This window comes from Salinispora oceanensis (assembly GCF_000383575.1).
Classification (GTDB): domain Bacteria; phylum Actinomycetota; class Actinomycetes; order Mycobacteriales; family Micromonosporaceae; genus Micromonospora; species Micromonospora oceanensis.
Window position 1 is genome coordinate 912,890 of sequence record NZ_KB911579.1, and the last position, 21,355, is coordinate 934,244.

General features: G+C 68.9%; 16 protein-coding genes and 1 tRNA gene. 6 read left to right on the top strand and 11 right to left on the bottom strand.

Going from position 1 to position 21,355, the window contains the following annotated elements:
• Nucleotides 1-21 precede the first annotated feature (21 nt).
• From prfA to argS, 10 genes are all read right to left on the bottom strand, one after another.
• Nucleotides 22-1,110 (bottom strand): peptide chain release factor 1, encoded by a 1,089-nt coding sequence (gene prfA / locus SALPAC4_RS0104000; protein WP_018738117.1) that lies wholly within the window; start codon nt 1,108-1,110, stop codon nt 22-24.
• Nucleotides 1,111-1,221: 111 nt separating this feature from the next.
• A complete protein-coding gene (gene rpmE / locus SALPAC4_RS0104005) occupies nt 1,222-1,446 on the bottom strand; it encodes a 50S ribosomal protein L31 (RefSeq protein WP_018729375.1) in 225 nt (74 codons plus the stop codon).
• A 310-nt stretch (nt 1,447-1,756) separates the two neighbouring features.
• The gene (gene rho, locus SALPAC4_RS0104015) at nt 1,757-3,817 is read right to left on the bottom strand and encodes a transcription termination factor Rho (protein WP_080640840.1); all 2,061 of its coding nucleotides are present in this window, start codon (nt 3,815-3,817) and stop codon (nt 1,757-1,759) included.
• A gap of 293 nt (nt 3,818-4,110) precedes the next feature.
• On the bottom strand, nt 4,111-5,055 hold the full coding sequence (thrB, locus tag SALPAC4_RS0104020) for a homoserine kinase (protein ID WP_019869256.1): 945 nt from the start codon (nt 5,053-5,055) through the stop codon (nt 4,111-4,113).
• A gap of 89 nt (nt 5,056-5,144) precedes the next feature.
• Nucleotides 5,145-6,386: an MFS transporter gene (locus SALPAC4_RS0104025; protein WP_019869257.1), complete on the bottom strand. Its 1,242-nt coding sequence runs from the start codon at nt 6,384-6,386 to the stop codon at nt 5,145-5,147.
• A 113-nt stretch (nt 6,387-6,499) separates the two neighbouring features.
• The gene (locus SALPAC4_RS0104030; protein ID WP_027644841.1) at nt 6,500-9,814 is read right to left on the bottom strand and encodes an efflux RND transporter permease subunit; all 3,315 of its coding nucleotides are present in this window, start codon (nt 9,812-9,814) and stop codon (nt 6,500-6,502) included.
• A gap of 122 nt (nt 9,815-9,936) precedes the next feature.
• Nucleotides 9,937-10,986, bottom strand: a complete 1,050-nt coding sequence (thrC, locus tag SALPAC4_RS0104035) for a threonine synthase (RefSeq protein ID WP_019869259.1) — start codon at nt 10,984-10,986, stop codon at nt 9,937-9,939.
• Between the two features lie 183 nt (nt 10,987-11,169).
• Nucleotides 11,170-12,483, bottom strand: a complete 1,314-nt coding sequence (locus SALPAC4_RS0104040; RefSeq protein ID WP_019869260.1) for a homoserine dehydrogenase — start codon at nt 12,481-12,483, stop codon at nt 11,170-11,172.
• A gap of 8 nt (nt 12,484-12,491) precedes the next feature.
• A complete protein-coding gene (lysA, locus tag SALPAC4_RS0104045; protein ID WP_019869261.1) occupies nt 12,492-13,904 on the bottom strand; it encodes a diaminopimelate decarboxylase in 1,413 nt (470 codons plus the stop codon).
• A 166-nt stretch (nt 13,905-14,070) separates the two neighbouring features.
• Entirely contained in the window at nt 14,071-15,735 is a 1,665-nt protein-coding gene (gene argS / locus SALPAC4_RS0104050) for an arginine--tRNA ligase (protein ID WP_019869262.1), read from the bottom strand.
• Nucleotides 15,736-15,835: 100 nt separating this feature from the next.
• Here argS and SALPAC4_RS0104055 point away from each other — a divergent pair, with 100 nt between their 5' ends.
• The 4 genes from SALPAC4_RS0104055 (at nt 15,836) to SALPAC4_RS0104070 (ending at nt 18,453) form a co-directional block, all read left to right on the top strand.
• Entirely contained in the window at nt 15,836-16,657 is an 822-nt protein-coding gene (locus tag SALPAC4_RS0104055) for a DUF3105 domain-containing protein (RefSeq protein ID WP_019869263.1), read from the top strand.
• Between the two features lie 13 nt (nt 16,658-16,670).
• The gene (locus SALPAC4_RS0104060) at nt 16,671-17,336 is read left to right on the top strand and encodes a DUF305 domain-containing protein (RefSeq protein WP_019869264.1); all 666 of its coding nucleotides are present in this window, start codon (nt 16,671-16,673) and stop codon (nt 17,334-17,336) included.
• Between the two features lie 257 nt (nt 17,337-17,593).
• Nucleotides 17,594-18,286 carry a winged helix-turn-helix domain-containing protein gene (locus SALPAC4_RS0104065; RefSeq protein WP_033662927.1) on the top strand — a complete coding sequence of 231 codons (693 nt, stop codon included), beginning with the start codon at nt 17,594-17,596 and terminating at the stop codon, nt 18,284-18,286.
• 95 nt (nt 18,287-18,381) lie between these two features.
• Nucleotides 18,382-18,453: transfer RNA gene (locus SALPAC4_RS0104070), tRNA-Arg, on the top strand.
• A gap of 201 nt (nt 18,454-18,654) precedes the next feature.
• Here the strand turns inward: SALPAC4_RS0104070 and SALPAC4_RS0104075 are convergent.
• Entirely contained in the window at nt 18,655-19,089 is a 435-nt protein-coding gene (locus tag SALPAC4_RS0104075) for a hypothetical protein (protein WP_019869265.1), read from the bottom strand.
• Nucleotides 19,090-19,760: 671 nt separating this feature from the next.
• Here SALPAC4_RS0104075 and SALPAC4_RS28220 point away from each other — a divergent pair.
• Nucleotides 19,761-20,345 (top strand): hypothetical protein, encoded by a 585-nt coding sequence (locus SALPAC4_RS28220; RefSeq protein ID WP_020113450.1) that lies wholly within the window; start codon nt 19,761-19,763, stop codon nt 20,343-20,345.
• Nucleotides 20,346-20,887: 542 nt separating this feature from the next.
• On the top strand, nt 20,888-21,355 hold a 468-nt coding region (locus SALPAC4_RS25050), incomplete at its 3' end, for an ETX/MTX2 family pore-forming toxin (protein ID WP_033775439.1).

Here is a 21,355-nt window from a genome sequence, read left to right on the forward strand (position 1 = left end):
ACCGGGGCGAGCAGGGGGGTGTCAGCGGCGGCCCAGATCCGTGTTGCCCGCCAGCCGGGCTGCCCGGTCGGCCTCAGCGAGCGCCACCAGCACGCCGTCCAAGTCGCCGGCGAGGGCCAGGTCCAGGTTGTACGCCGTATAACCGATCCGGTGGTCGGTGATCCGGTTCTGCGGGAAGTTGTAGGTGCGGATCCGCTCCGAACGGTCCACCGTCCGGATCTGCGCCTTACGCGCGTCGGAGGCGGCGGCGTCGGCCTGCTCCTGCGCCACCGCCAAGAGTCGGGCCCGCAGGATCCGCAACGCCTGCTCGCGGTTCTGTAGCTGGGACTTCTCGTTCTGGCAGGAGACGACGATACCGGTCGGCAGGTGGGTGATCCGGACCGCGGAATCGGTGGTGTTCACCGACTGACCACCGGGACCAGACGACCGGAACACATCGATCCGAAGCTCGTTCGGATCGATGGTCACATCGATCTCCTCGGCCTCCGGCAGCATCAGCACGCCGGCCGCGCTGGTGTGGATGCGTCCCTGCGACTCGGTGACCGGCACCCGCTGCACGCGGTGCACACCGCCCTCCCACTTGAGTCGGGACCACACCCCGTTGCCGCCCTCCGGCACTCCCTTGCTCTTGATGGCCAGCGAGACGTCCTTCACCCCGCCCAGGTCGGAATCCTGCGCATCGATCACCTCAACCAGCCAGCCACAGCGCTCGGCGTAACGGGTGTACATCCGCAGCAGATCACCGGCGAAGAGCGCCGACTCCTCGCCCCCCTCCCCGGCCTTGATCTCGACGATGACGTCCTTGGCGTCGTGCGGGTCCCGCGGGATCAACAACTCGGCGAGACACTCCTCCAGCGCCGGCAGGGTCACCGCGATCGTCTCAGCCTCGGCAGCGAAGGCAGGGTCCTCGGCCGCCAGTTCCTTCGCCGCCGACAGGTCGGCTCGGGCCTGCGCCAGCTCGGTGGCGGCCTTGTGCAGCGGCGCCAGCTCCGCATACCGGCGACCGACTCGACGAGCCAGGTTCTGGTCGGCGTGAATCGCCGGGTCGGCCAGCCGCTTTTCCAACTCCGCGTACTCGTCCAGAAGGGTTGCCAGACGCTCGCTACTCATGGACAGCTACTCCTTCGACAACGGCGCTGGGCGGCTTGCCCCGAAGCGGGGCGGAATACGGACGACGCCCGCGCCCGGACAGGAAACCGGACACGGGCGCCGAGTGGGGCGTTACTTGCCCTTCTTGGCCTGAACCTTGGCGTACTTCTGCTGGAACTTGGCCACCCGGCCGGCGGTGTCCAGAACACGCTGCTTACCGGTGTAGAACGGGTGGCAGGCGCTGCACGTCTCCACGTGGATGGAACCGCCCTTGGCGGTGCTGCGGGTGGTGAAGGTGTTACCGCAGGAGCAGACGACCTCCGTGGCCGCGTACTCCGGGTGAATGTTGGGCTTCATGTCGCCTCGGTCCTTTCGTTGGTGGTCGCCGGGTCGCCCAGCCGTGGGTGTGCAACGGATCGGGCGTGAACCGGAACCGGTGGCCGACTGACCAGTCTGCCACGGGGGTAGGTTGACTCGGCGGGCGGGCCATACTGCGGCACTGGCAGCGCAAACGTCGGCCCGCACCACCGCATTCCCCGATCCGCCGCCGAGCATTCGTCCCGGCGGCTCCGTTCCCGGCGTGCGGACGGTCCGCCGCGGTGTCGCCGCTGTTACCCGGCGCCGGGGCACGACAAGACGCGGCCGTGCCCCGGGCCGAACTGGGGGCTCACTCCCCCGGCGTCGACTTCGCGATCTGCATCAGGAACTCGATGTTGGTCCGCGACTGCTTGAGCCGGTCCAGCAGCAGGTCCAGCGCGGCCTGCGAGTCCAGCGCGTGCAGCACCTTCCGGAGCTTGTGGACAATGGCCAGTTCCTCCGGCGCGAGCAGGATCTCCTCCTTACGCGTGCCGGACGGGTGGATGTCGATAGCCGGGAAGGTCCGCTTGTCGGCGATCTTCCGGTCCAGCTTCAACTCCGCGTTGCCAGTGCCCTTGAACTCCTCGAAAATGACCGTGTCCGCTGTCGAACCGGTCTCCACCAACGCGGTGGCGAGGATGGTCAGCGAACCGCCGTTTTCGATGTTGCGGGCCGCACCAAGGAACCGCTTGGGCGGGTACAGCGCGGTGGAGTCGATACCACCCGACATGATCCGGCCGCTGGCCGGCGCCGCCAGGTTGTACGACCGACCGAGCCGCGTCACCGAGTCCAGCAGCACGACCACGTCGTGACCCAACTCGACCAGCCGCTTCGCCCGCTCGATCGCCAACTCGGCGACGGTGGTGTGGTCCTGCGGCGGACGGTCGAAGGTGGCCGCGACAACCTCACCCTTCACCGACCGCTGCATGTCGGTGACCTCTTCTGGGCGCTCGTCCACCAACACCACCATCAGGTGGCACTCCGGATTGTTGTGGGTGATCGCGTTCGCGATCGCCTGCAACACCATCGTCTTACCGGCCTTGGGCGGCGAAACGATGAGCGCCCGCTGCCCCTTGCCGATCGGCATCACCAGGTCGATCACCCGAGTGGTGAGGATGTGCGGCTCGCTCTCCAACCGCAGCCGCTCCTGCGGGTAGAGCGGGGTGAGTCGGTAGAACTCCGGCCGACGCTTCGCCTCCTCCGGCTCCATCCCGTTGATGGTGTCCAGCCGGACCAGCGGGTTGTACTTGTCCCGCCGCTGCTCGCCCTCCCGCGTCGCGCGGACGGCACCGGTAATCGCGTCACCGCGCCGCAGACCGTACCGCTTGATCTGGGACATAGAGACGTAAACATCATTCGGCCCGGCCAGATAACCGGTAGTCCGGACGAAAGCGTAATTGTCGAGCACGTCGATGATGCCGGCCACCGGGACCAGGACGTCGTCCTCGCTAACCTGGGGCTCCCGGCCGCCATCGCCGTCCCGGTCGCCACGGCCGCGCCGACGGTCCCGGAAGCGGCTGCGCCGGCCACGCCGACCGCCGCCCTCGTTCTCCTCCTCGCCGTCGTTGTCACGCTGGCCCCGCTCGTTCCGGTCGTTCCGGTCCGCACGGTCACCACGCTCGGCCCGCTCCGCACGGTCGTTCCGGTCGCCCCGCTCGGCACGGTCACCACGCTCGGCCCGCTCCGCACGGTCGTTCCGGTCGCCCCGCTCGGCACGGTCGCCCCGGTCGCCCCGGTCGTTCCGGTCGCCACGCTCGGCACGGTCGCCCCGGTCGTTCCGGTCGCCACGCTCGCCCCGGTCGTTCCGGTCGCCACGCTCGGCACGGTCGCCCCGGTCGTTCCGCTCGGCACGGTCGCCACGCTCGGCACGGTCCCGGCCACCGCGGCCCTCACCCCGCTCCCGGCGTTCGCCGGCCTCGGCGCCCTCCGGTCGCGTCTCGGCGCGGGCCTCACCGGCCTCGCTGACCGCCCGGCCACGTCGGCCACGGGCGCGACCGGTGGTCGCCGTGGTCGGCGTGGTTGTTGAAGCCTCGGCGGGACGCGACTCGGTCTCCGGCCGCTCATCCGACTCCCGAACCTCCGCGTGAACCTCCCCCCGGGCGGGGGCCGCAGCAGCCGCAACCTCGGCCCGCGGTCGAGGGGTTCCGGTGGCTGCCCCGCCACTCTGGCGCTCGGTGATGGCGCTGATCAGCTCACCCTTGCGCATGCGAGCCGTGCCCGAGATGCCGAGCGACGCGGCCAGGCTCTGAAGCTCCGGCAGCAGCATCGCCGACAGGCCTGTGCCGCTACGCCGACGACGGGTGGGAGCAGCGGTCGTGGCATCGCCAGCGACGTTGGAAACATCCGACGTCACGTCGGTGGTGTCGCTCAATGGAATCCTTCCCTCGATAGGCCGGGACTGCCCGGGATCGACATACAGGTGGCCGGGCGGCCTCGGTGCACCCGCCTCGCATTGACGCGTCGCGGGAGATGGTGACACAGCAGCCGGTCGCCTTCCCGACTCACCGAGGTGATGAGGACGGGCTCGCCGTCTGCCGCGACCGGTGCGCACTGCGGTGCGGCGTGTCTAGGCAGGGGTGACGGGCAGACCGCCGATAGCTTCGGGGGTGCGCCGACCCGCAGGAAAATCGCGTGCATCGCGGCTGTGCTAAGTCTAGAGCGTAATCAACTCTTCCGACCTGCGGCAACAGGATCCCGCTCCGCGTGTCCCAGTCTACCCCGCCCGACCCGGGCGCCGTGCACCTCTACCGGCAAAGACCAAACCTGCCAGTCAGGCCCCGTTACCAGGTCGGCGGGGGGATCGCGCAGCGCCAGCACAGTCGGGCCGGCCCCAGACACCACCGCTGGCACATCCGCCGCGCGTAGCTCGGCAACCAGCGCGGCCGTCGCCGGCATGCTCTCGGCCCGGTAGTCCTGGTGCAACCGGTCAACCGTGGCCGGCAGCAACAGCTCCGGCGCGACGCTGAGCGCATGGACCAGCAGGGCGGCCCGGCCAGCGTTGTGCGCCGCATCCTGGTGCGGCACGGTAGCCGGCAGGGCGGCCCGCGCCGCAGCCGTCAGCCCCCGCTTCGTCGGCACGAACGCCGTCGGCCGAACCTCGGCGGCGACCGGAAGCGACACCGCCCGGGCGCCCTCCGGCTCGGTCCACGCGACGGTGAACCCACCCAGCAGGCAGGGCGCCACATTGTCCGGGTGGCCCTCGAGCCGGGCCGCGAGGCGGAGCACCGCCGCGTCGTCCAGCCGCTGCTGCCCATCGGGCACCAACGCGCGAGCCAGCAGCACCCCGGCTACGATCGCCGCCGAGGACGAGCCGAGGCCACGCGCCTGGGGGATCCGGTTGACGCACTCCACGGCCAGCCCCGCCGGCTGGCCGCCACACTCGGCGAAGGTGGCCCGCATCGCGCCCACCACGAGGTGCCGCTCGTCGCTCGGTAGGTCACCGGCGCCCTCGCCGACCACCTGCACCGTGACACCGCCATCGGTAACCTCGGCACAGACATCGTCATAGAGTCCGAGGGCGAGCCCAACGGCGTCGAAACCGGGCCCCAGGTTGGCGCTCGTGGCAGCGACTCGCACCCGAACCGGGCCGGGCATGAAGTTGGTGGACACGCGCTCATGCTAGGACCGCGCACCGATGTTCCGCACCACCGCCCCCGGCCCGACTGCCGGGGAGAGAACGGGCGGGAAGCCCCGGCGGGTCAGCGCAGCGCGGACTCCGACTCGGCGGCCGGTCCAGTCAGCGAGAGGCGGCGGGTCGCCACCCGCCAGCCGATCGCGTAGACCAGGGTGACCAGACCGCCACCGGCCAGCACCACCCGTTCGTCCACCACGTCGATCACCGATGCCACCACCAACTGGCTCACCGAGATGGCGAGGGTCGCCAGCATCATGTCGGTGGCGAAAACCCGCCCCCGTAACCGGTCCGGGACCTCGCCCTGGAGGGCGTAGTTGGACATGACCCAGTTACTGCCCCCGGCGAAGTGCGCCACAAAGACCAACACGAGCACCAGCGGGAACCAGTTCACCGCCGAGGTGCCCAGATAGGCCAGCCCGTACAGCGACATCGACAGTGCCAGGCCCGGCAGCAGCCAGGCGCGGTTACCCAGAACCCGTCGCATCAGGATCGGACCGACCAGGGCCCCCGCCCCACGTACCGCGAAGAGCAGACCGGCTCCGATCGGGCCGGCCCCATAGGTCACTGCCAACAGGGGAAAGACCGTCAGCACACCGTTGCCGAGACCGACCGCCGACTTCACCGTCACCAACGCCAGCACCCGGGGCCGGTGGCCGATGTAGCCAAGCGCCTCCCGGACAGCTGCCCAGGTGGGCTGTACCGGCCGGTCCCGCTCTCGGGGAGCCTGCAGGGGCCGACGGATCAGCCCGGCCAGGACCGCTGCCAGGACCAAGCCACCGGCGGCCACCCAGAAGGCGACGTACGGTCCGGTGGCGCTGCTCAGTACACCGCCCAGCGACGCCCCGACAATCGTCATCGTGCCCCACGCCGAACCCGCGACCGCATTACCCGCTGCCAACTCGTCCCGGTCCAGCACGTTCGGCAGGGCGGCCTGCGCGGCCGGCGAGTAGAACGCCTTGGCTACCGCCACCACCCCGATCCCGACCAACGCCAGCCAGGCGGTGCCGGCGTCGCGTACGCCGAGGAGCAGCAGGACGCCGACCAGCGCGGCGATGTTGGCCCCGATCATGATCCGGCGACGGTCGAACCGGTCCGCCACCGCCCCGGCGTACGGCAGCAGCAGCGCCACGATGCCGGTCTCCATGGCCAGCAGCAGCGCACCCCACACGCCGCTGCCGGTCAACGCCGGCAGGAGCACCAACAACGGCACCATGACGAACCAGTCGACGCCGAAGACCATCAGCTCGGCCAAGAGCAGTTTGCGGAAGTTCCGGTTACGACGCAGGACCGAGAGGACGGACGGCATCACCGAACCCTATCCACCGCGATGCCGACCTTAGGTCATCGTGCGGACAGCCGGGTCCGGAAACGGCGCGGACGCCCTCGACCAGCCGTCGAGGACGTCCGCGAGCCCGGGTCTTACTCCTCCGTCGGTGGAAGCGGCGAGGTACGGCTCCTGGGGAGTCGCAGCACCTCGAACTGGTCAGTTCCCTCCACCAGCGCCGGCGAGGGCGTCGGTTGGTCGGACGACTCCCCGGTGGCGGTGGCAGTAGTGGCGCCCCGACCCGCAGGCTCGGCCGCACCCGGCTCGGTGGCCGTCGGGGAGGCCGCACCGGGCCCGCTGGCCGCCGGCTCAGCCGAGGCGGACGTGGCGACCGAGGTCTCGGCCACGGCCGGCGTCCCCCGCCGACCGGCCCGCCAGTCCCGGATCGACTCCTTGGCGTGCTCGACCATGACGTACAGGGTCGGAACCAGCACCAGGGTGAGCAAGGTCGAGCTGAGCAGACCACCAATCACCACGATCGCCAGCGGCTCCGAGATGAAGCCGCCCTCGCCGGTGAGGCCAAGGGCCATCGGCAACAGCGCGAAGATGGTCGCGACCGCGGTCATCAGAATCGGGCGCAGCCGGCGCCGGCCGCCCTCGACAACCGCCTCCCGAGCCCCCAGGCCCTGCGCCCGGTACTGGTTGACCAGGTCGAGCAGGACGATCGCGTTCGTCACCACGATGCCGACCAGCATGAGAACACCGATCAACGCCGGCACCCCCAGTGGGGTACCGGTAGCCAGCAGCAGCCCGATTGCGCCGGTCGCCGCGAACGGCACGGAGACCAGCAGGATCAACGCCTGAGACAGGCTACGGAACGTCACAACCATGATCAGGAAGACGATCGCGATCGCGGCGAGCACCGCCAGACCCAGATCAGCGAAGGCCTCCTCCTGGTCCGCGCTGACCCCGCCGATGACGAAGGTGGCGCCGGGGACGTCGATCGCGTCCAGCCGCTCCTGCAGCTCCTGGCTGGTCGCACCGAGGTCGGAGCCGGTGGCCGTGCCGGTCACCGAGACGCTGCGCTCACCGTCGATCCGAGTGATCTGCTGGGGACCGAGAACCTCACTGACCTCAGCGATGGCGCCCAGCGTGACCGCGCCGACCGGCAACGCCCGTAGCTGCTCGGTCGACAGCGGCGGCGGGGCGGTTCGCAGCACCACGTCCCGCTGCTGGCCCTCGATCGTCAACTGCCCCAGCGGAGCGCCCCGGAATGCCTGCGCGACCAACTGCCCGACCGTCGCCTCGGTGAGCCCGACCGCCGCGGCCTTAGTCCGATCGACCTTGACCGCGACCTGCCCGACCTGGGTGGCCACGCTGGTGGTCACGTCTTCAACGCCGGGCAGCCCAGCCATCGCCGCCGACGCCTCGTCGATCGCCTGGGTCCGGGTCTCCGAATCGATGGCCTGAACGATCACCTCAAGCTGGTTCGCGGCAGCGCCGCCCTGCCCGGCCCCGAACCGGAACTCTCCTGCCTCGGCGCCGAACTCGTCGAACTTCTCCCGCAGAGCGGCCCGCATCTGCTCGGCGTCGGTGTCTACCAGGGTGAGGGACCAGGTCGCCACGTTGTTGCCGCCGGCACCGGCCCACGGGTTACCCCCCACCCCGGCCGTCACCTGATAGGTCTCGATGCCCTCGGTGTCGGCCAGCACCTCCTCGACCCGCTGCGCGGCCGCGTCCGTGCCGGCCAGGCCGGTGCCCGCCGGTAGTTCCTGGGTGATGGTCATCGTGTCCTGGCCGGAGTCGTCGAGGAAGTTCGTCTCCAGCTGACGAGAGAGGCCGAACGTGCCGAAGAGGACCAGGACACCGAGTCCGAGGGTGATCCACCGGGTTGACCGTGCCCGGGTGGCGAAACCGATGACCGGCAGGTACGCGCGCTGCAGCGGGTTACGCAGCTCCTTCTGCTCCGCTGCCCGGCGCACCGCCGCCTCGTCCGCCGGCTGACCGGCCGGCTGGAGGAACCAGTACGCCAGCACCGGAATGAGAGTCAGCGACACCAGCAACGAGGCGAGCAACGCCACCGTCACGGTGATCGCGAACGGCGCGAAGAGCTGCCCGATGAATCCACCAACCAGCGCGATCGGGGCGAAGACGGCGACCGTGGTGAGGGTGGAGGCGGTCACCGCCCCGGCGACCTCGCGGACCGCGGTCCGGATGGCGTCCTGCTTGGACTCACCGTACTCGAGATGTCGTTTGATGTTCTCCAGCACCACGATCGAGTCGTCTACGACGCGCCCGACCGCGATGGTCAACGCGCCGAGGGTGAGCAGGTTGAGCGAGTAGTCACCGATCCAGAGCGCGATGAGCGCTACCAGCACCGACAACGGGATGGAGACCGCGGTAACGACGGTGGAGCGCACCGAGAGGAGGAAGACCAGGATCACCAACGCGGCCATCACGAGGCCGATCAGGCCCTTGGTCGCGAGACCCTTGATCGACTTCTCGACGAAGGGGGCCTGGTCGAAGACGACGGTCAACTCCGCGCCCGACGCGGCGCGCAGCTCCGCCAGCCGCTCCCGGATCTCCTGGGAGATCTCCACCGCGTTCCCGTCCGGGGTCGCGGTCACGGCGATACCCAGGCTGTCCTGGCCGTTGGTACGCGTGATCGCGGTGACCGGCGTGAGCTGCTCCTCAACCGTCGCCACGTCGCCGAGGCGCACCGGGGCCGCCGGCGCCACCTTGAGGATGACGTCACGTAGTTCGTCCAGGGTGCCCAGCGGGGTGCCGACCTGCACCGGAAGCGTCTGCTGGCCATCAGCGACCGCGCCGGCCGGGATGGCCACGCCATTGGCTCGCAACGCCCCGCCGAAAGCAGTGGGCTGAATCCCCGCGGCAGTGAGCTTTTCCACATCCGGGGTGATGACCAGTACCTCGTCCCGGGTGCCCGTCAGGTCGACCGTACGGACGCCCTCAATCGCGGCCAGCTCCGGCAGGACCGTGCCGCGCAACTGCTCACCGAGCACCCGCTGATCGTCGCCACCGGAGGCGGCGAGCACCACCGCCGGGAGGTCATCCGTGCCACCGGCGATGACCTGAGGGTCGACCCCCTCCGGCAGCCCGGGGATTCGGTTGAGCGCGGCCTGCATCTGGTTGACCGCGTCGTCCACATCGGTGCCGAACTCGTACTCGACCTGGATGGTCGCCACTCCCTCACGCGAGGTCGAGGTGACTTTCTCCAGTCCGGCGATGCCCTGCAGGCTGTTCTCGATCGGCTCGGTGACCTGTGACTCGACCGCCTCCGGACCGGCACCCGGATAGGGCGCCACGATGAAGGCGGCCGGGAACTCCAGCGACGGGAGGAGTTGCTGCTTCAGCGACGGTACGGCGAACGCTCCGAACACCGTGGTGACCACCGCGACAAGGGCTATCAGCCCTCTATTGGCGAGACTGAATCTGGCGAGCAGCGACATCAGCTGGGCTCACTCCTGATACGGGAGACTTGGGTACGGGTGAGTCGAGTGTCCCGTACTGGTTCCACGCCAGTGCGCCGGGGTTGACTCGTCGGCGTGGCGGGCGAGACCCGTCCCGGCGCTCAGGCCAGATCAAGAGAACGGGCCGCGGCCAAGGGGTCATTGGCGATGGTCATCGGCGCGGGGGCGGTCGAGATCGCCCACTCCGGATCCTTCAGGCCATGCCCGGTAACCGTGCAAACAACCGTCGAACCCGGCGGGACCGTACCCGCGGCGGCCTGCTGGAGCAGTCCCGCGACGCTCGCGGCGCTGCCCAACTCGACGAAGACCCCGACATCTCGAGCGAGCAGCCGGTACGCGGTCAGGATCTCCCGGTCGGTGACCGCGGCGATCAGGCCCCCCGATGCGTCCCGGGCATCCAACGCTCTCGGCCAGCTCGCCGGATTACCGATCCGGATCGCGGTGGCGATCGTGGCTGGTTCTCGCACCGCCTGGCCGGTGACGATCGGCGCGGCGCCAGCGGCCTGAAAACCGTAGAGTTTCGGTGCCCGGGTGATGTTTCCGGCCGCCTGTTCCTCCGAGTAGCCGAGCCAGTAGGCGGAGATGTTCCCCGCGTTACCGACCGGCATGCAGTGGATGTCCGGCGCCGCGCCGAGGGCCTCGACGATCTCGAACGCGGCGGTCTTCTGGCCGTGCAGACGATCGGTGTTCACCGAGTTCACCAGGGCGACCGGATAGTCCTGGGCGAGCTTGGCCGCCAACGACAGGCAGTCGTCGAAGTTGCCGCTGACCTGGAGCAGGCGGGCACCGTGCACCAACGCCTGGGCGAGTTTGCCCAACGCGATCTTGCCCTGTGGCACCAGCACCGCGCAGATCAGGCCGGCGCGCGCCGCATAGGCTGCGGCCGAGGCGCTGGTGTTGCCGGTCGAGGCGCAGATGATCACCTTGTTTCCGGCCTCGACCGCTCTGGAGACCGCGACGGTCATCCCCCGGTCCTTGAAGGAACCGGTCGGGTTAGCGCCCTCGACCTTCAGAAAGACCTCGCACCCGGTCCGCGCCGACAGCACCGGCGCCGGCAGCAGCGGCGTGTTCCCCTCGTGCAGGGTGACGACCGGGGTGGCCGCCGTGACCGGCAGCCGATCTCGGTACGCGTCGATAAGACCCCGCCACATATCGTCTCCTCCGCCTCTCCTGGCCTCAGACTCTCCGGCCTCCGCCGCCTGGCCCGGCCCAATCCGCCGGGGTCCAGCCTGGACCAGCCGGCCAATCGGACTCCAGCGCACCCGGCCCGCGACCCACCAGGCGAGACGCGATCCGGACCACGCCGGGCCGGAACCGGTTGAACCCGGACCGAGCTATGCGCTGCCCTCGACCCGCAGCACGCTGGCTACCGACCGGACCGCATCCAGTCCACGCAACGCCTGGACCGTCGCGGCGAGTGCGGCGTCCGGCGCGACATGGGTGACGATCACCAGGTCGGCGTCCTCGTCCCGGCCGGCCACGCCGCTACCCGCAGTGCCCTGCCGAACGGTGGCGATCGAAACCTTGTGCTGCGCGAACACTCCGGCCACCGCCGCCAACACGCCGGGACGGTCGGTCACGTCGAGGCTGATGTGGTAGCGGGTGAGCGCCTCCCCCATCGGCCGCACCGGCAGATCGGCGTAGGCGGACTCACTGGCCGCCCGGACCCCGGCGAGCCGGTTACGGGAGACGGCCACCACGTCGCCGAGCACCGCGCTGGCGGTCGGCGCCCCGCCCGCGCCCGGCCCGTAGAACATCAGCTGCCCCGCCGCCTCGGCCTCCACGAACACCGCGTTGAAGGCGTCACCCACGCTGGCGAGGGGATGGGTGAGCGGAATCATCGCCGGATGCACCCGTACGCTGACGGTCTCCCGACCATCCGCGGCGGTGCCCCGCGCCGCGATGCAGAGCAGCTTGATGGTGCAGCCCATCGCCTTGGCGCTGGCGACATCGGCGGCGGTCACCTCGGTGATGCCCTCCCGATGCACATCCGCCGCGCCAACCCGGGTGTGGAACGCCAGCGAGGCGAGGATCGCCGCCTTGGCCGCTGCGTCGAAACCCTCCACGTCAGCCGTCGGGTCAGCCTCGGCGTACCCCAGATCAGTCGCCTCGGCCAACGCCTCGGCGAAGCCGGCGCCGGTGCTGTCCATGGCAGAGAGGATGAAGTTGGTGGTGCCGTTCACGATGCCGGTCACCTGGGTTACCCGGTCCCCGTGCAGCGACTCCCGCAGCGGGCGCAGCAGCGGGATCGCGCCGGCCACGGCCGCCTCGTAGTAGAGGTCGCCCCCGCCCTGCGCCGCCGCGTCGTGCAGCGCCCCGCCGTCCTCGGCGAGCAGCGCCTTGTTCGCCGTTACCACGCTCTTACCCGTCCGCAGCGCCTCCACCAGCCAGCTCCGGGCCGGTTCGATACCGCCGACACACTCGACCACCACGTCGATGTCGTCCCGTTTGACCAGGTCGAGCGGGTCAGAGGTGAAGACGGCCGGATCGACCGGCAGCTCACCCCGGTCCCGGCCGATCCGCCGGACGGCGATGCCGGCGATCTCCAGCGGGGCACCGATCCGGGCGGTGAGATCGGCGGACTGCGAGTGCAGCAGCCGAACCACCTCGCTGCCGACCGTGCCGCAGCCGAGCAGCGCCAAGCGCACAGGTGATGTCATCCCACATCCAAAGCGAGCAGGTCCTCTTCGGTTTCCCGGCGGACGATCAGGCGAGCCCGGCCGTCGCGCACCGCGACCACCGGAGGACGCGGCACGTGGTTGTAGTTGCTGGCCATGCTCCGGCAATACGCGCCCGTGCCGGGCACAGCGACAAGATCTCCGGGCTGCACGTCGGCGGGCAGGAATTCATCCTTCACCACGATGTCCCCGGACTCACAGTGCTTTCCCACAACGCGGGCAAGCACCGGCTCCGCGTCGCTCGCCCGAGACGCCAGGGTCGCCGAGTACGACGCGTCGTAGAGCGCGGTTCGGATGTTGTCGCTCATACCGCCGTCAACACTCACATAACAACGACGCGCATCGGCCGCGTCACCACCGGCGCCGACCGGCACCGACTTGACCGTGCCCACCTCGTAGAGCGTGAACATCGCCGGGCCGACGATCGCCCGACCCGGTTCGATCGACAGGTGCGGCACCGCCAGCCGCTCGGCGGCACACTCCCCGTCAACGATCTTGCGTAGCCGCTTCGCCAGGTCGGCCGGCGTGGCCGGGTCGTCCTGCGAGGTGTACGCGATGCCGAAACCGCCGCCCAGGTCCAGCTCCGGTAACTGCACCCCCCGCGCGTCGCGGATCTGCGCCTGGAGCGCCAGCACCCGGCGGGCGGAGACCTCGAACCCGCTCGCATCGAAGATCTGCGACCCGATGTGCGAGTGCAGACCGCGCAGCTCCAGCACGTCCTCGTCGAGGATGCGCAGTGCGGCGGCGATCGCCGCGCCATCCGCCAGCGAGAAGCCGAACTTCTGGTCCTCGTGCGCGGTGGCGATGAACTCGTGGGTGTGCGCCTCCACGCCGACAGTGACCCGCACCAGCACCCGCGGGCGGACGCCCCGCTCGCGGGCCAACGCGGTGAGCCGGTCGATCTCGTGGGATGAATCGACGATAATCCGCCCCACCCCCGCCTCCAACGCCCGGCTCAGCTCGGCGGTCGACTTGTTGTTGCCGTGGAAGCCGATCCGCTCCGGCGGCATCCCGGCCGCCAGCGCGGTAGCCAACTCGCCACCGCTGCACACATCCAGGTGCAGGCCCTCCTCGGCGACCATTCGGACGACCGCCCGACAGAGGAACGCCTTACCGGCGTAGTAGACATCCTCGGTCGGGAAGGCGGCCCGGAAATCTCGACAGCGGCTGCGCAGGTCCTCCTCGTCCAGGAGGTACACCGCGGTGCCGAACTCGGCCGCGAGGTCCCGCACCGAGCAGCCCGCGACAGCGAGCGCGCCGTCCGCCGCCCGGCTGACGGTACGCGGCCACAGCCCGGGTATCAGGGCGTTCACGTCCCGCGGGGCACGTAGCCACGCCGCCCCCTGGCTGCCGATCTCCCCGTGCAGGGCACCGGCCTCATGTGCTCGCATTACTTATCGCTTCCCGACTGCGGGGCTCGCAAGCTCACTCCTCGCGCTCGCACTACTTGTCTCCGCTTCCCGACTGCGGGGCTCGCAAGCTCACTCCTCGCGCTCGCACTACTTGTCTCCGCTTCCCGACTGCGGGGCTCGCAAGCTCACTCCTCGCGCTCGCATGTCACATCCGTTCTGGGGCCGTGACGCCGAGCAGCCGCAGGCCGTTGGCGATGACCACGCGGGTGGCGTCGTTGAGCCAGAGCCGGGCACGGTGCAGGTCGGTGATCTCCTCATCGCCCCGCGGCAACACCCGGCAGTTGTCATAGAAGCGGTGGTACGCCCCGGCCAGATCCTCCAGGTACCGGGCGATCCGGTGCGGCTCCCGTAGCTCGGCGGCGGTGGCCACCACGGCCGGGAACTCGGCCAGCGCCTTCAACAGCTCGTTTTCCTTGTCGTGGTCGAGCAGCTCGGGGTGGAAGTCCGCCGAGCCGCCCCGGGCCAACCCGACCTCCGCGGCATTACGCCCGACATTCGCCGTACGCGCCGCCACGTACTGCACGTAGTAGACCGGGTTGTCACGGCTGGCCCGGGTCCACAGCTCGATGTCGATGTCGATCGGGGAGTCGGTGGAGTAGCGCGCCAGGGCGTACCGGGCGGCGTCCACACCGACCGCCTCGACCAGGTCCTCCAGGCTCACCACCGTGCCGGCTCGCTTACTCATCCGCACCGGGGCCCCGTCCCGGACCAGGTTGACCATCTGCCCGATCAGGATCTCCAGGTTGCGGCTCGGGTCGTCGCCGAAGCAGGCGACCATCGCCCTCATCCGGCCCAGGTAGCCGTGGTGATCCGCACCGAGCATCAGCACGACCCGCTCGAAGCCGCGCTCCCGCTTGTCCAGGTAGTAGGCGCAGTCCGCGGCGAAGTACGTCCACTCGCCGTCGGACTTGCGCAGCACCCGGTCCTTGTCGTCGCCGAAGTCGGTGGTGCGCAGCCAGGTGGCGCCGTCGGCTTCGAAGATGTGGCCCTGCTGCCGGAGCCGCGCCAGGGCGAGCTCCAACTCACCCCGGTCGTGCAGGTCCTTCTCGTTGAAGTAGGTGTCGAACTCCACGCCGAAGTCACGCAACGACGACTTGATCTCGGCGAACATCAGCTCGACGCCCTCGACCCGGAACACCTCCTGGGCGGCGGCGTCGTCGAGCGCCAGCACGTCCGGCCGCCGGGACTGGACCTGCTGCGCGATCTCCGCGAGGTACGCACCGGCGTACCCGTCCTCCGGCGCCGGCTCCCCCTTCGCAGCGGCCAGCAGGGAGCGGGCGAACCGGTCGATCTGCGAACCGGCGTCGTTGAAGTAGTACTCGGTGGCGACCGCAGCCCCGGTGGCGCGCAGCAACCGGCTCAACGCGTCACCGACCGCCGCCCACCGGACGCCGCCGATGTGCACCGGGCCGGTCGGATTGGCAGACACGAACTCGAGGTTGATCGACTGACCGGCGAGCCGGCCACTACGGCCGTACTCCGCGCCGGTCTCAACGATCACCTGGGCCAGCTGGCCCGCAGCGGCCGCGTCGAGGCGGATGTTCAGGAAGCCCGGGCCGGCGATCTCCACCGACTTGACCCCCACGGCCTGGCCGAGCTGCTCGGCCAGCGCAGCGGCGAGCTCCCGAGGTGGGACCCCCACCTTCTTGCTGAGCTGCAGGGCCAGCGTCGAGGCGTAGTCCCCGTGCTCGACGTTGCGGGGTCGCTCCACCGCGGTCTGCTCCGGAAGCGTGGAGCGATCCAGGCCCCGCTCGGTGAAGACGGCGTGGGCTGCGGTGAGGACGACCTCGGCGAGTTCTGCGGGAGTCACCGAACCATGCTATCGGGGGTAGACTCAGTCCCCGCGGCGGCGACCCAGCATGTGACCCCGGCCCGCCAGATCCCCCGACCGACCGACCTGACGAGGCACGATGAGCATCAGCACCCCGGGCGGCCCGGAGCGCCACCCGACCGTTGCCAGCACCACGAAGAAGTCAGCCGGGGGCAGGCCAGCCAGCGGCAAGCCCGGTTCCGGCAAGCCAGCGGGGGGCAGACCAGGGTCCGGCAAGCCAGCGGGCAGCCAGCGCGGCGGCAAGAAGCCGCGCAAGCCGATCACCCCGGTCAAGGTAAGCCAGGAGCGCAACTGGGGGCCGATCGCCCTCTTCGTCGCCGTCGGCGTGCTCGCTGTCGCGATCGTCGGCTACGGCGGCTGGGCAACATTCCAGGGCTCCAAGCCGTGGGACGAGCGGGCGAACGAGATCGCCGACATCGTCAACTTCCGCGAGCAGGACCCGGAGCTGGTCGCGGGCGGTAACCACCAGCAGGGCTCGATCGAGTACTCCGTCCTGCCCCCGGTCGCCGGCCCACACAACGACGCCTGGCAGAACTGCATGGGCGACATCTACGACGCCCCGATCGCCAACGAGCACGCCGTGCACAGCCTGGAGCACGGCGCGGTGTGGATCACTTACCAGCCGGACCTCGACGCCGGCCAGGTCGAGAAGCTGGCCGAGCGGGTACGCGGCAACGAGAAGCTCTTCCTCAGCCCGTACGAAGGCCTGGACCAGCCGATCTCGCTCCAGGCCTGGGGCTACCAGCTCAAGGTCGACAACGCCGATGACGGCCGGATCGACGATTTCATCAAGACACTGAGGGTCAACGCCTCCATCGAGGGCCCCACCGCCCTCTGCGCCCAGGGCGTCACCGCCGTCGGCACCACCCCGCGGGACCTCGGCCCGCAGATGCCACAGTAGTTAAGGAGCCGGGATGTCCGCCCGCACGACCCTCGAAGACAAGCCCGACGGGGCTCCGACCGCCGACAGCGCCCGTCGCCCCGCTGCCCAGTTCGGCACGGCGGTGGTGGCGATCGCCATCGTGATCGGCCTCCTGCTCGGCTACGCGGGCGGCCTACTCACCCCCGACCTCAGTCGACCGGGGGATACCTCCGCCGAGGCGGGCTTCGCGCGGGACATGACCACCCACCACGCCCAGGCGGTGGAGATGGGGCTGATCGCCTTCAAGCACGGCACGGACCGGGAGGTCCAGACGATCGGTAACGACATCGCCCTCGGCCAGCAGGGTGACATCGGCATCATGCAGGGCTGGCTGCGTTCATGGGAGCTGGACCCGACCGGCTCGGAGCCCCGGATGGCGTGGCTGCCGGACGGCACCGAGATGATCCGCGACGGGCTGATGCCGGGGATGGCCACCGCGGAGCAGATGACCCAGCTTCGGGAGGCCCAGGGCACGGAGTTGGATGTCCTCTTCCTCGAGCTCATGATCACGCATCACATCGGTGGCATCCACATGGTTGATGCGCTGCTCGACCAGAGCGACGAGCAGGACGTGGTCCAGACCGCGCAGACGATGAAGAACACCCAGCAGACAGATCTGACCAACCTGCGCAACGCACTCGAGCGCATCAAGGGCTGATCAGGCGGCTGGGCCGTCCCACGACCCGCGCCACCACCGGGTGGTGCGGGTCGTTTGTCTTGGTCAGAGGCGCATTCGGCGGCCTCGCGCCCACCGGGTTCGCTTCCACCCAACGGTCCGACAGCAGGACCGGCCCACGCAGTCGAGGCGATAAGTCCGATTCAGGAATTTGATGCCACTCCGGGCGAATACATCTCAAAGAGAAGTTTCTCCCCACATATCGTGACCAGTTGTGATTCGGGCTCGTTGCGTAAGACGTGGGTGTTGCACTGAGAGACGCACGGCGTTCCGTCACCAGCTGGTGCCGGCGCCACACAATCGGCGGTGACGGGGCGGTGGCGGCCGTCCGTCGCGGAGTGCGGCAGAGCGAGCCAGGAGCGCTCAGCCGCGAACAGGAACTCGAGCTGATCGACACCTTGCGGGGCAGCTACCCCGACGCGTTCGGCTTGGAGGAGGGGCTCTGGACGCGACAGGGTCTGCACACCATCATCCAGAACCGGTTCGGGTTGCCGCTCGACCCCGGCGCCGTCGGGGCATACCTGCGGGCATGGGGACTCGGCCCTCGGGAGCCACGCGAGCGCGCCTGCGGGCTCTGCGTCGGCGCGGTGGAGCGTTGGGTACGCACCGAGTACCCGGCGATCATCCGGGCCGCTCAGGAGCACCTGGCCGACGTGCACTGGATCGGCCGGATCCGGCTCCGCGGCACGATGCCAGCGGCGGACATCATCTCCGCAGTCTCGTCTCGGGGGCGCGTCCAATTCATGATCACTACGCCGTCGGTGGACCCGCCGCTCCCCCGCGACTTCGTACTCCGACTCAGCGGAGCGGAGCAACGCACCGTCCACCTGATCGTGGACGGCTCGTGGCCCCGCAATGAGTGGCCACGTCGGCTACCCCGCCGCATCGCGCTACACCCGCTGCCCAGCTGCGGTCGCGCCGTCGCCGCGTGACCACCGGCCCGGCCAGATGCGGGCGGTTGGAGCGCATCCGTGCGTACCGATTCGGTGATCGCGGGAAGGGTTTGCTACTCTTCTCCGGTCGCTGAGCCCCCGTAGCTCAGGGGATAGAGCACCGCCCTCCGGAGGCGGGAGCGCAGGTTCGAATCCTGCCGGGGGCACGTAGAATATGGGAACAGGTTTGAGCGACAGGGGCGGACGCCAACGCGTCCGCCCCTTCTGCTTCGCGTTCGGGCTGCCGCTGCCTCGAACGACCGGGGCCTCGCCCGTGGCGTCGACAGCACCGGGAGCTGAAGCACATGGCGGACCGGTTACCGTCTGTTACGCCCGGTCTGCGATAGCAGAGTAAGTCACCAGAACGCCTACGGCAGGAACTCGCGGAACTGCTCAGCCACCAAACTTGCCATGGTTTGAGCGTCATAGGATCCGTCGACTTCGATAATGGGGATGTTCAGCCGCTTGGCGTTACGAACTGCGTCTTCGGCGATCAGCCGGTCGCGCGCGATCCGGTTCCGCTGGGCAAGTTGCGGGTCGCTTACATTGAGCGGGAGGGCGCTGGCGCGTGTTAGCTCACGGAGCTGGTACTGCCGGAACTCCTCGGTGGGCACCATGACGACCATGCGCTGGGTCGAGGACATGAGCGGCGCGACGAGTTCCGGACGAAGCCCCCACCCGTCAGCGATAATCGGGCGCGGCGACATGAGGGCGCGGAGGTCGTCCTGAACATACTCAAAGCGTTCTACGAAGATTTTGAGAGCCTGGTCGGCGGCCTGCTCGACCGTCGATCGGATCCACATGTCCTCCGCGTCGGGCTCGGCGGAACTCTCGCCGCGGCGTAGTTGCTGAGCTTTCCGGCGGTCCAGATGGCCCCGAGCGTCGTGGTAGTCGTAGTGGTAGTGGGTGAGGCCGTACTGCTCGGCGAGGATGGCCGCGACAGTCGATTTACCAGCCCACTGTCCGCCTCCGATCCAGAGAGCGCGTCGCAGGGTCGTGAAGGGATCTCAATTCATGGATCCAAGCCTGATCCCGACCAATATAAAGATCAAGTCTTGTTCTTCCGGATCAACACTGATTATCTATCTATAGGGGAAGGTGCTTTGAGGCTGCCACTGCCCATCGGCCGCCAGAACCTCTTCTCGGCAGAGCCGTAAACGGCTGATCATGTTCCGGAGGGGCGGGTGCGTCCTCGGCATCCGGATCCCCGCCGTGTGGGCGAGGTGTTCGCCCGGGCAACGCTCCGCCTAGCCGAGAAGTGCACCTACACCCGCACCTCTACCGACTGCCCAGGCCACTCGGCCCTGTCCGCGATTCGGTGCGCAGTGCCGGCCGAGTTTCGTCGCCGAAGCCAGGGGCGGCGGTACCCGGGCGGTGGGTCGCAGGACTTGACGCGGCCCAGCCCACCGATTTGGCGGAGTGCAGGGACAACGCGGCGTACGATGCCGCGCAAGGGCAGAGGGAGACATTGCCGATGACGACCCAACAAACGCAGGGTCCCACGCCCGGCCGCGCGCGTCGCCATGCGGGCGGTCTCCTTCTGGCTGCTGCTGTCGTCGTCGGTCTCGCGCTGGCCACCGGGGTGGTACCGGGCGACCCGGGGCCCGAGCTGGGCCCGGTGCAGGCCGCATCCGTGGCGAACACCGATGCGGGGCCGGTCCGCTGTCCCGAGCAGTGGTACGAAACGGTACCGCCGGCCACCCCGTTCGCACCGGAGGTCATGGTCCCCACCGGGGCGACCGAGGTTCTGATGTGCAGCTACCACCCCACGCTGGGGACAGAACCATGGAGCCTCGGCAGCACCAGGCGCAACACCAGCGACGTCACCGAGCTGACCGACTACATCAACGGGCTGGCGATCTCATTCGGAGACGATGACGCCTGCCTGATGTACATCCCGTCTCTGCGGCGCAGCGTCGTGTTCGGCTACCCCGGACAGCGTGCGGTGACAATCCATCTGGGCTGCCCCTTCTGGCAACGCGACGGCGGCACGGCCCGCCACAGTGGCAACCAGCGGAAGATCCTCGCGTACTGGGGCGTGAGCTGGAACCAGCACTGAATGGTCCTGCTCCGCAACAGCCAGTCGGCGCGTTCGTACCCTACGCCGATTTCTTTCCACCAGGCCCGCGCCGACCCGGGACGTCACCGACTACCCGGCGGGACTTGCCCAACTCGACCAGCCCACTCGTGCCCGAGTCCGAGTCGGGCTACACGGTCGGCACCGTCTCGACTTTGCCCAGGCCCTGACCCTCTGTCGCAGTGGTATGTCAGTTCCGTTTACTAGTGTCTCAGATACATAAACCAAGATAACGATTCGGCAATGAGGGATAGACACCTAAAGCATCTGCCAAGTAGCTGACAAGCTGGAATAGTTTGCATACAAGCCGAGAGCAGAGCTGGTTTCCAGTGGCACGGTGAAGGCTGCGAGTGCCGCCAGGATGTGCCTGGGGCGTAATTGTGTGTAAGATTCATTGACGTCAGCATCGACTCCCAGATCAGATCGACCAAGCCCGCAGGAGGGGCATGGTCAACCGAGCTAGCCGCACCATGGAACAGTCGATGCCATCGAACTTACTGGCATCACATGGAAAGGAAAGCAGTATGAGGTTAAAGAGGACGCGAGCACTCCTGGCGATGTCGATCGGCACCGCAGCTGCGGTGTTGATGACCGCCTCACCCGCACAGGCAGCGACCATCACCGACATCACCGCACTGATCGAAGATCATTCGAGGTACGTCTACTTTAATGGTCTTGATCTCATCGGCCCGCCGATTCTAATCTCGGAGACCGATGCGGTTCCGGTGGGTACGGCGAAGGTCCTGTCAAGTGCACCGTTCTACCTGGGATGCGCGAGTTTGACGAACTCCACAAGTTCGGATCAGACCCTGACGAGCCACTCGTTCAGCAAGGGCTACTGGAACACGGTATCGACGACCGTCACCACCGGCGTGTCGTCCACCACAAAGATTTCGGGTAGCTTCGCCCTCTCAAAAGTAGTCGGCCTTGACCTCGAAGAGTCAGTAACGGTGTCGTACCAAAATTCGAACACGCAGTCGGAGACGATCAGG

Excerpts from the sequence above, each read along its gene's own strand:
- prfA (WP_018738117.1), bottom strand. The coding sequence starts at position 1,110 with ATGAGTAGCGAGCGTCTGGCAACCCTTCTGGACGAGTACGCGGAGTTG.
- rpmE (WP_018729375.1), bottom strand. The coding sequence starts at position 1,446 with ATGAAGCCCAACATTCACCCGGAGTACGCGGCCACGGAGGTCGTCTGC.
- SALPAC4_RS0104025 (WP_019869257.1), bottom strand. The coding sequence starts at position 6,386 with ATGCCGTCCGTCCTCTCGGTCCTGCGTCGTAACCGGAACTTCCGCAAA.
- SALPAC4_RS0104030 (WP_027644841.1), bottom strand. The coding sequence starts at position 9,814 with ATGTCGCTGCTCGCCAGATTCAGTCTCGCCAATAGAGGGCTGATAGCC.
- thrC (WP_019869259.1), bottom strand. The coding sequence starts at position 10,986 with ATGTGGCGGGGTCTTATCGACGCGTACCGAGATCGGCTGCCGGTCACG.
- lysA (WP_019869261.1), bottom strand. The coding sequence starts at position 13,904 with ATGCGAGCACATGAGGCCGGTGCCCTGCACGGGGAGATCGGCAGCCAG.
- SALPAC4_RS0104055 (WP_019869263.1), top strand. The coding sequence starts at position 15,836 with ATGAGCATCAGCACCCCGGGCGGCCCGGAGCGCCACCCGACCGTTGCC.
- SALPAC4_RS0104060 (WP_019869264.1), top strand. The coding sequence starts at position 16,671 with ATGTCCGCCCGCACGACCCTCGAAGACAAGCCCGACGGGGCTCCGACC.
- SALPAC4_RS0104075 (WP_019869265.1), bottom strand. The coding sequence starts at position 19,089 with ATGTGGATCCGATCGACGGTCGAGCAGGCCGCCGACCAGGCTCTCAAA.
- SALPAC4_RS28220 (WP_020113450.1), top strand. The coding sequence starts at position 19,761 with ATGACGACCCAACAAACGCAGGGTCCCACGCCCGGCCGCGCGCGTCGC.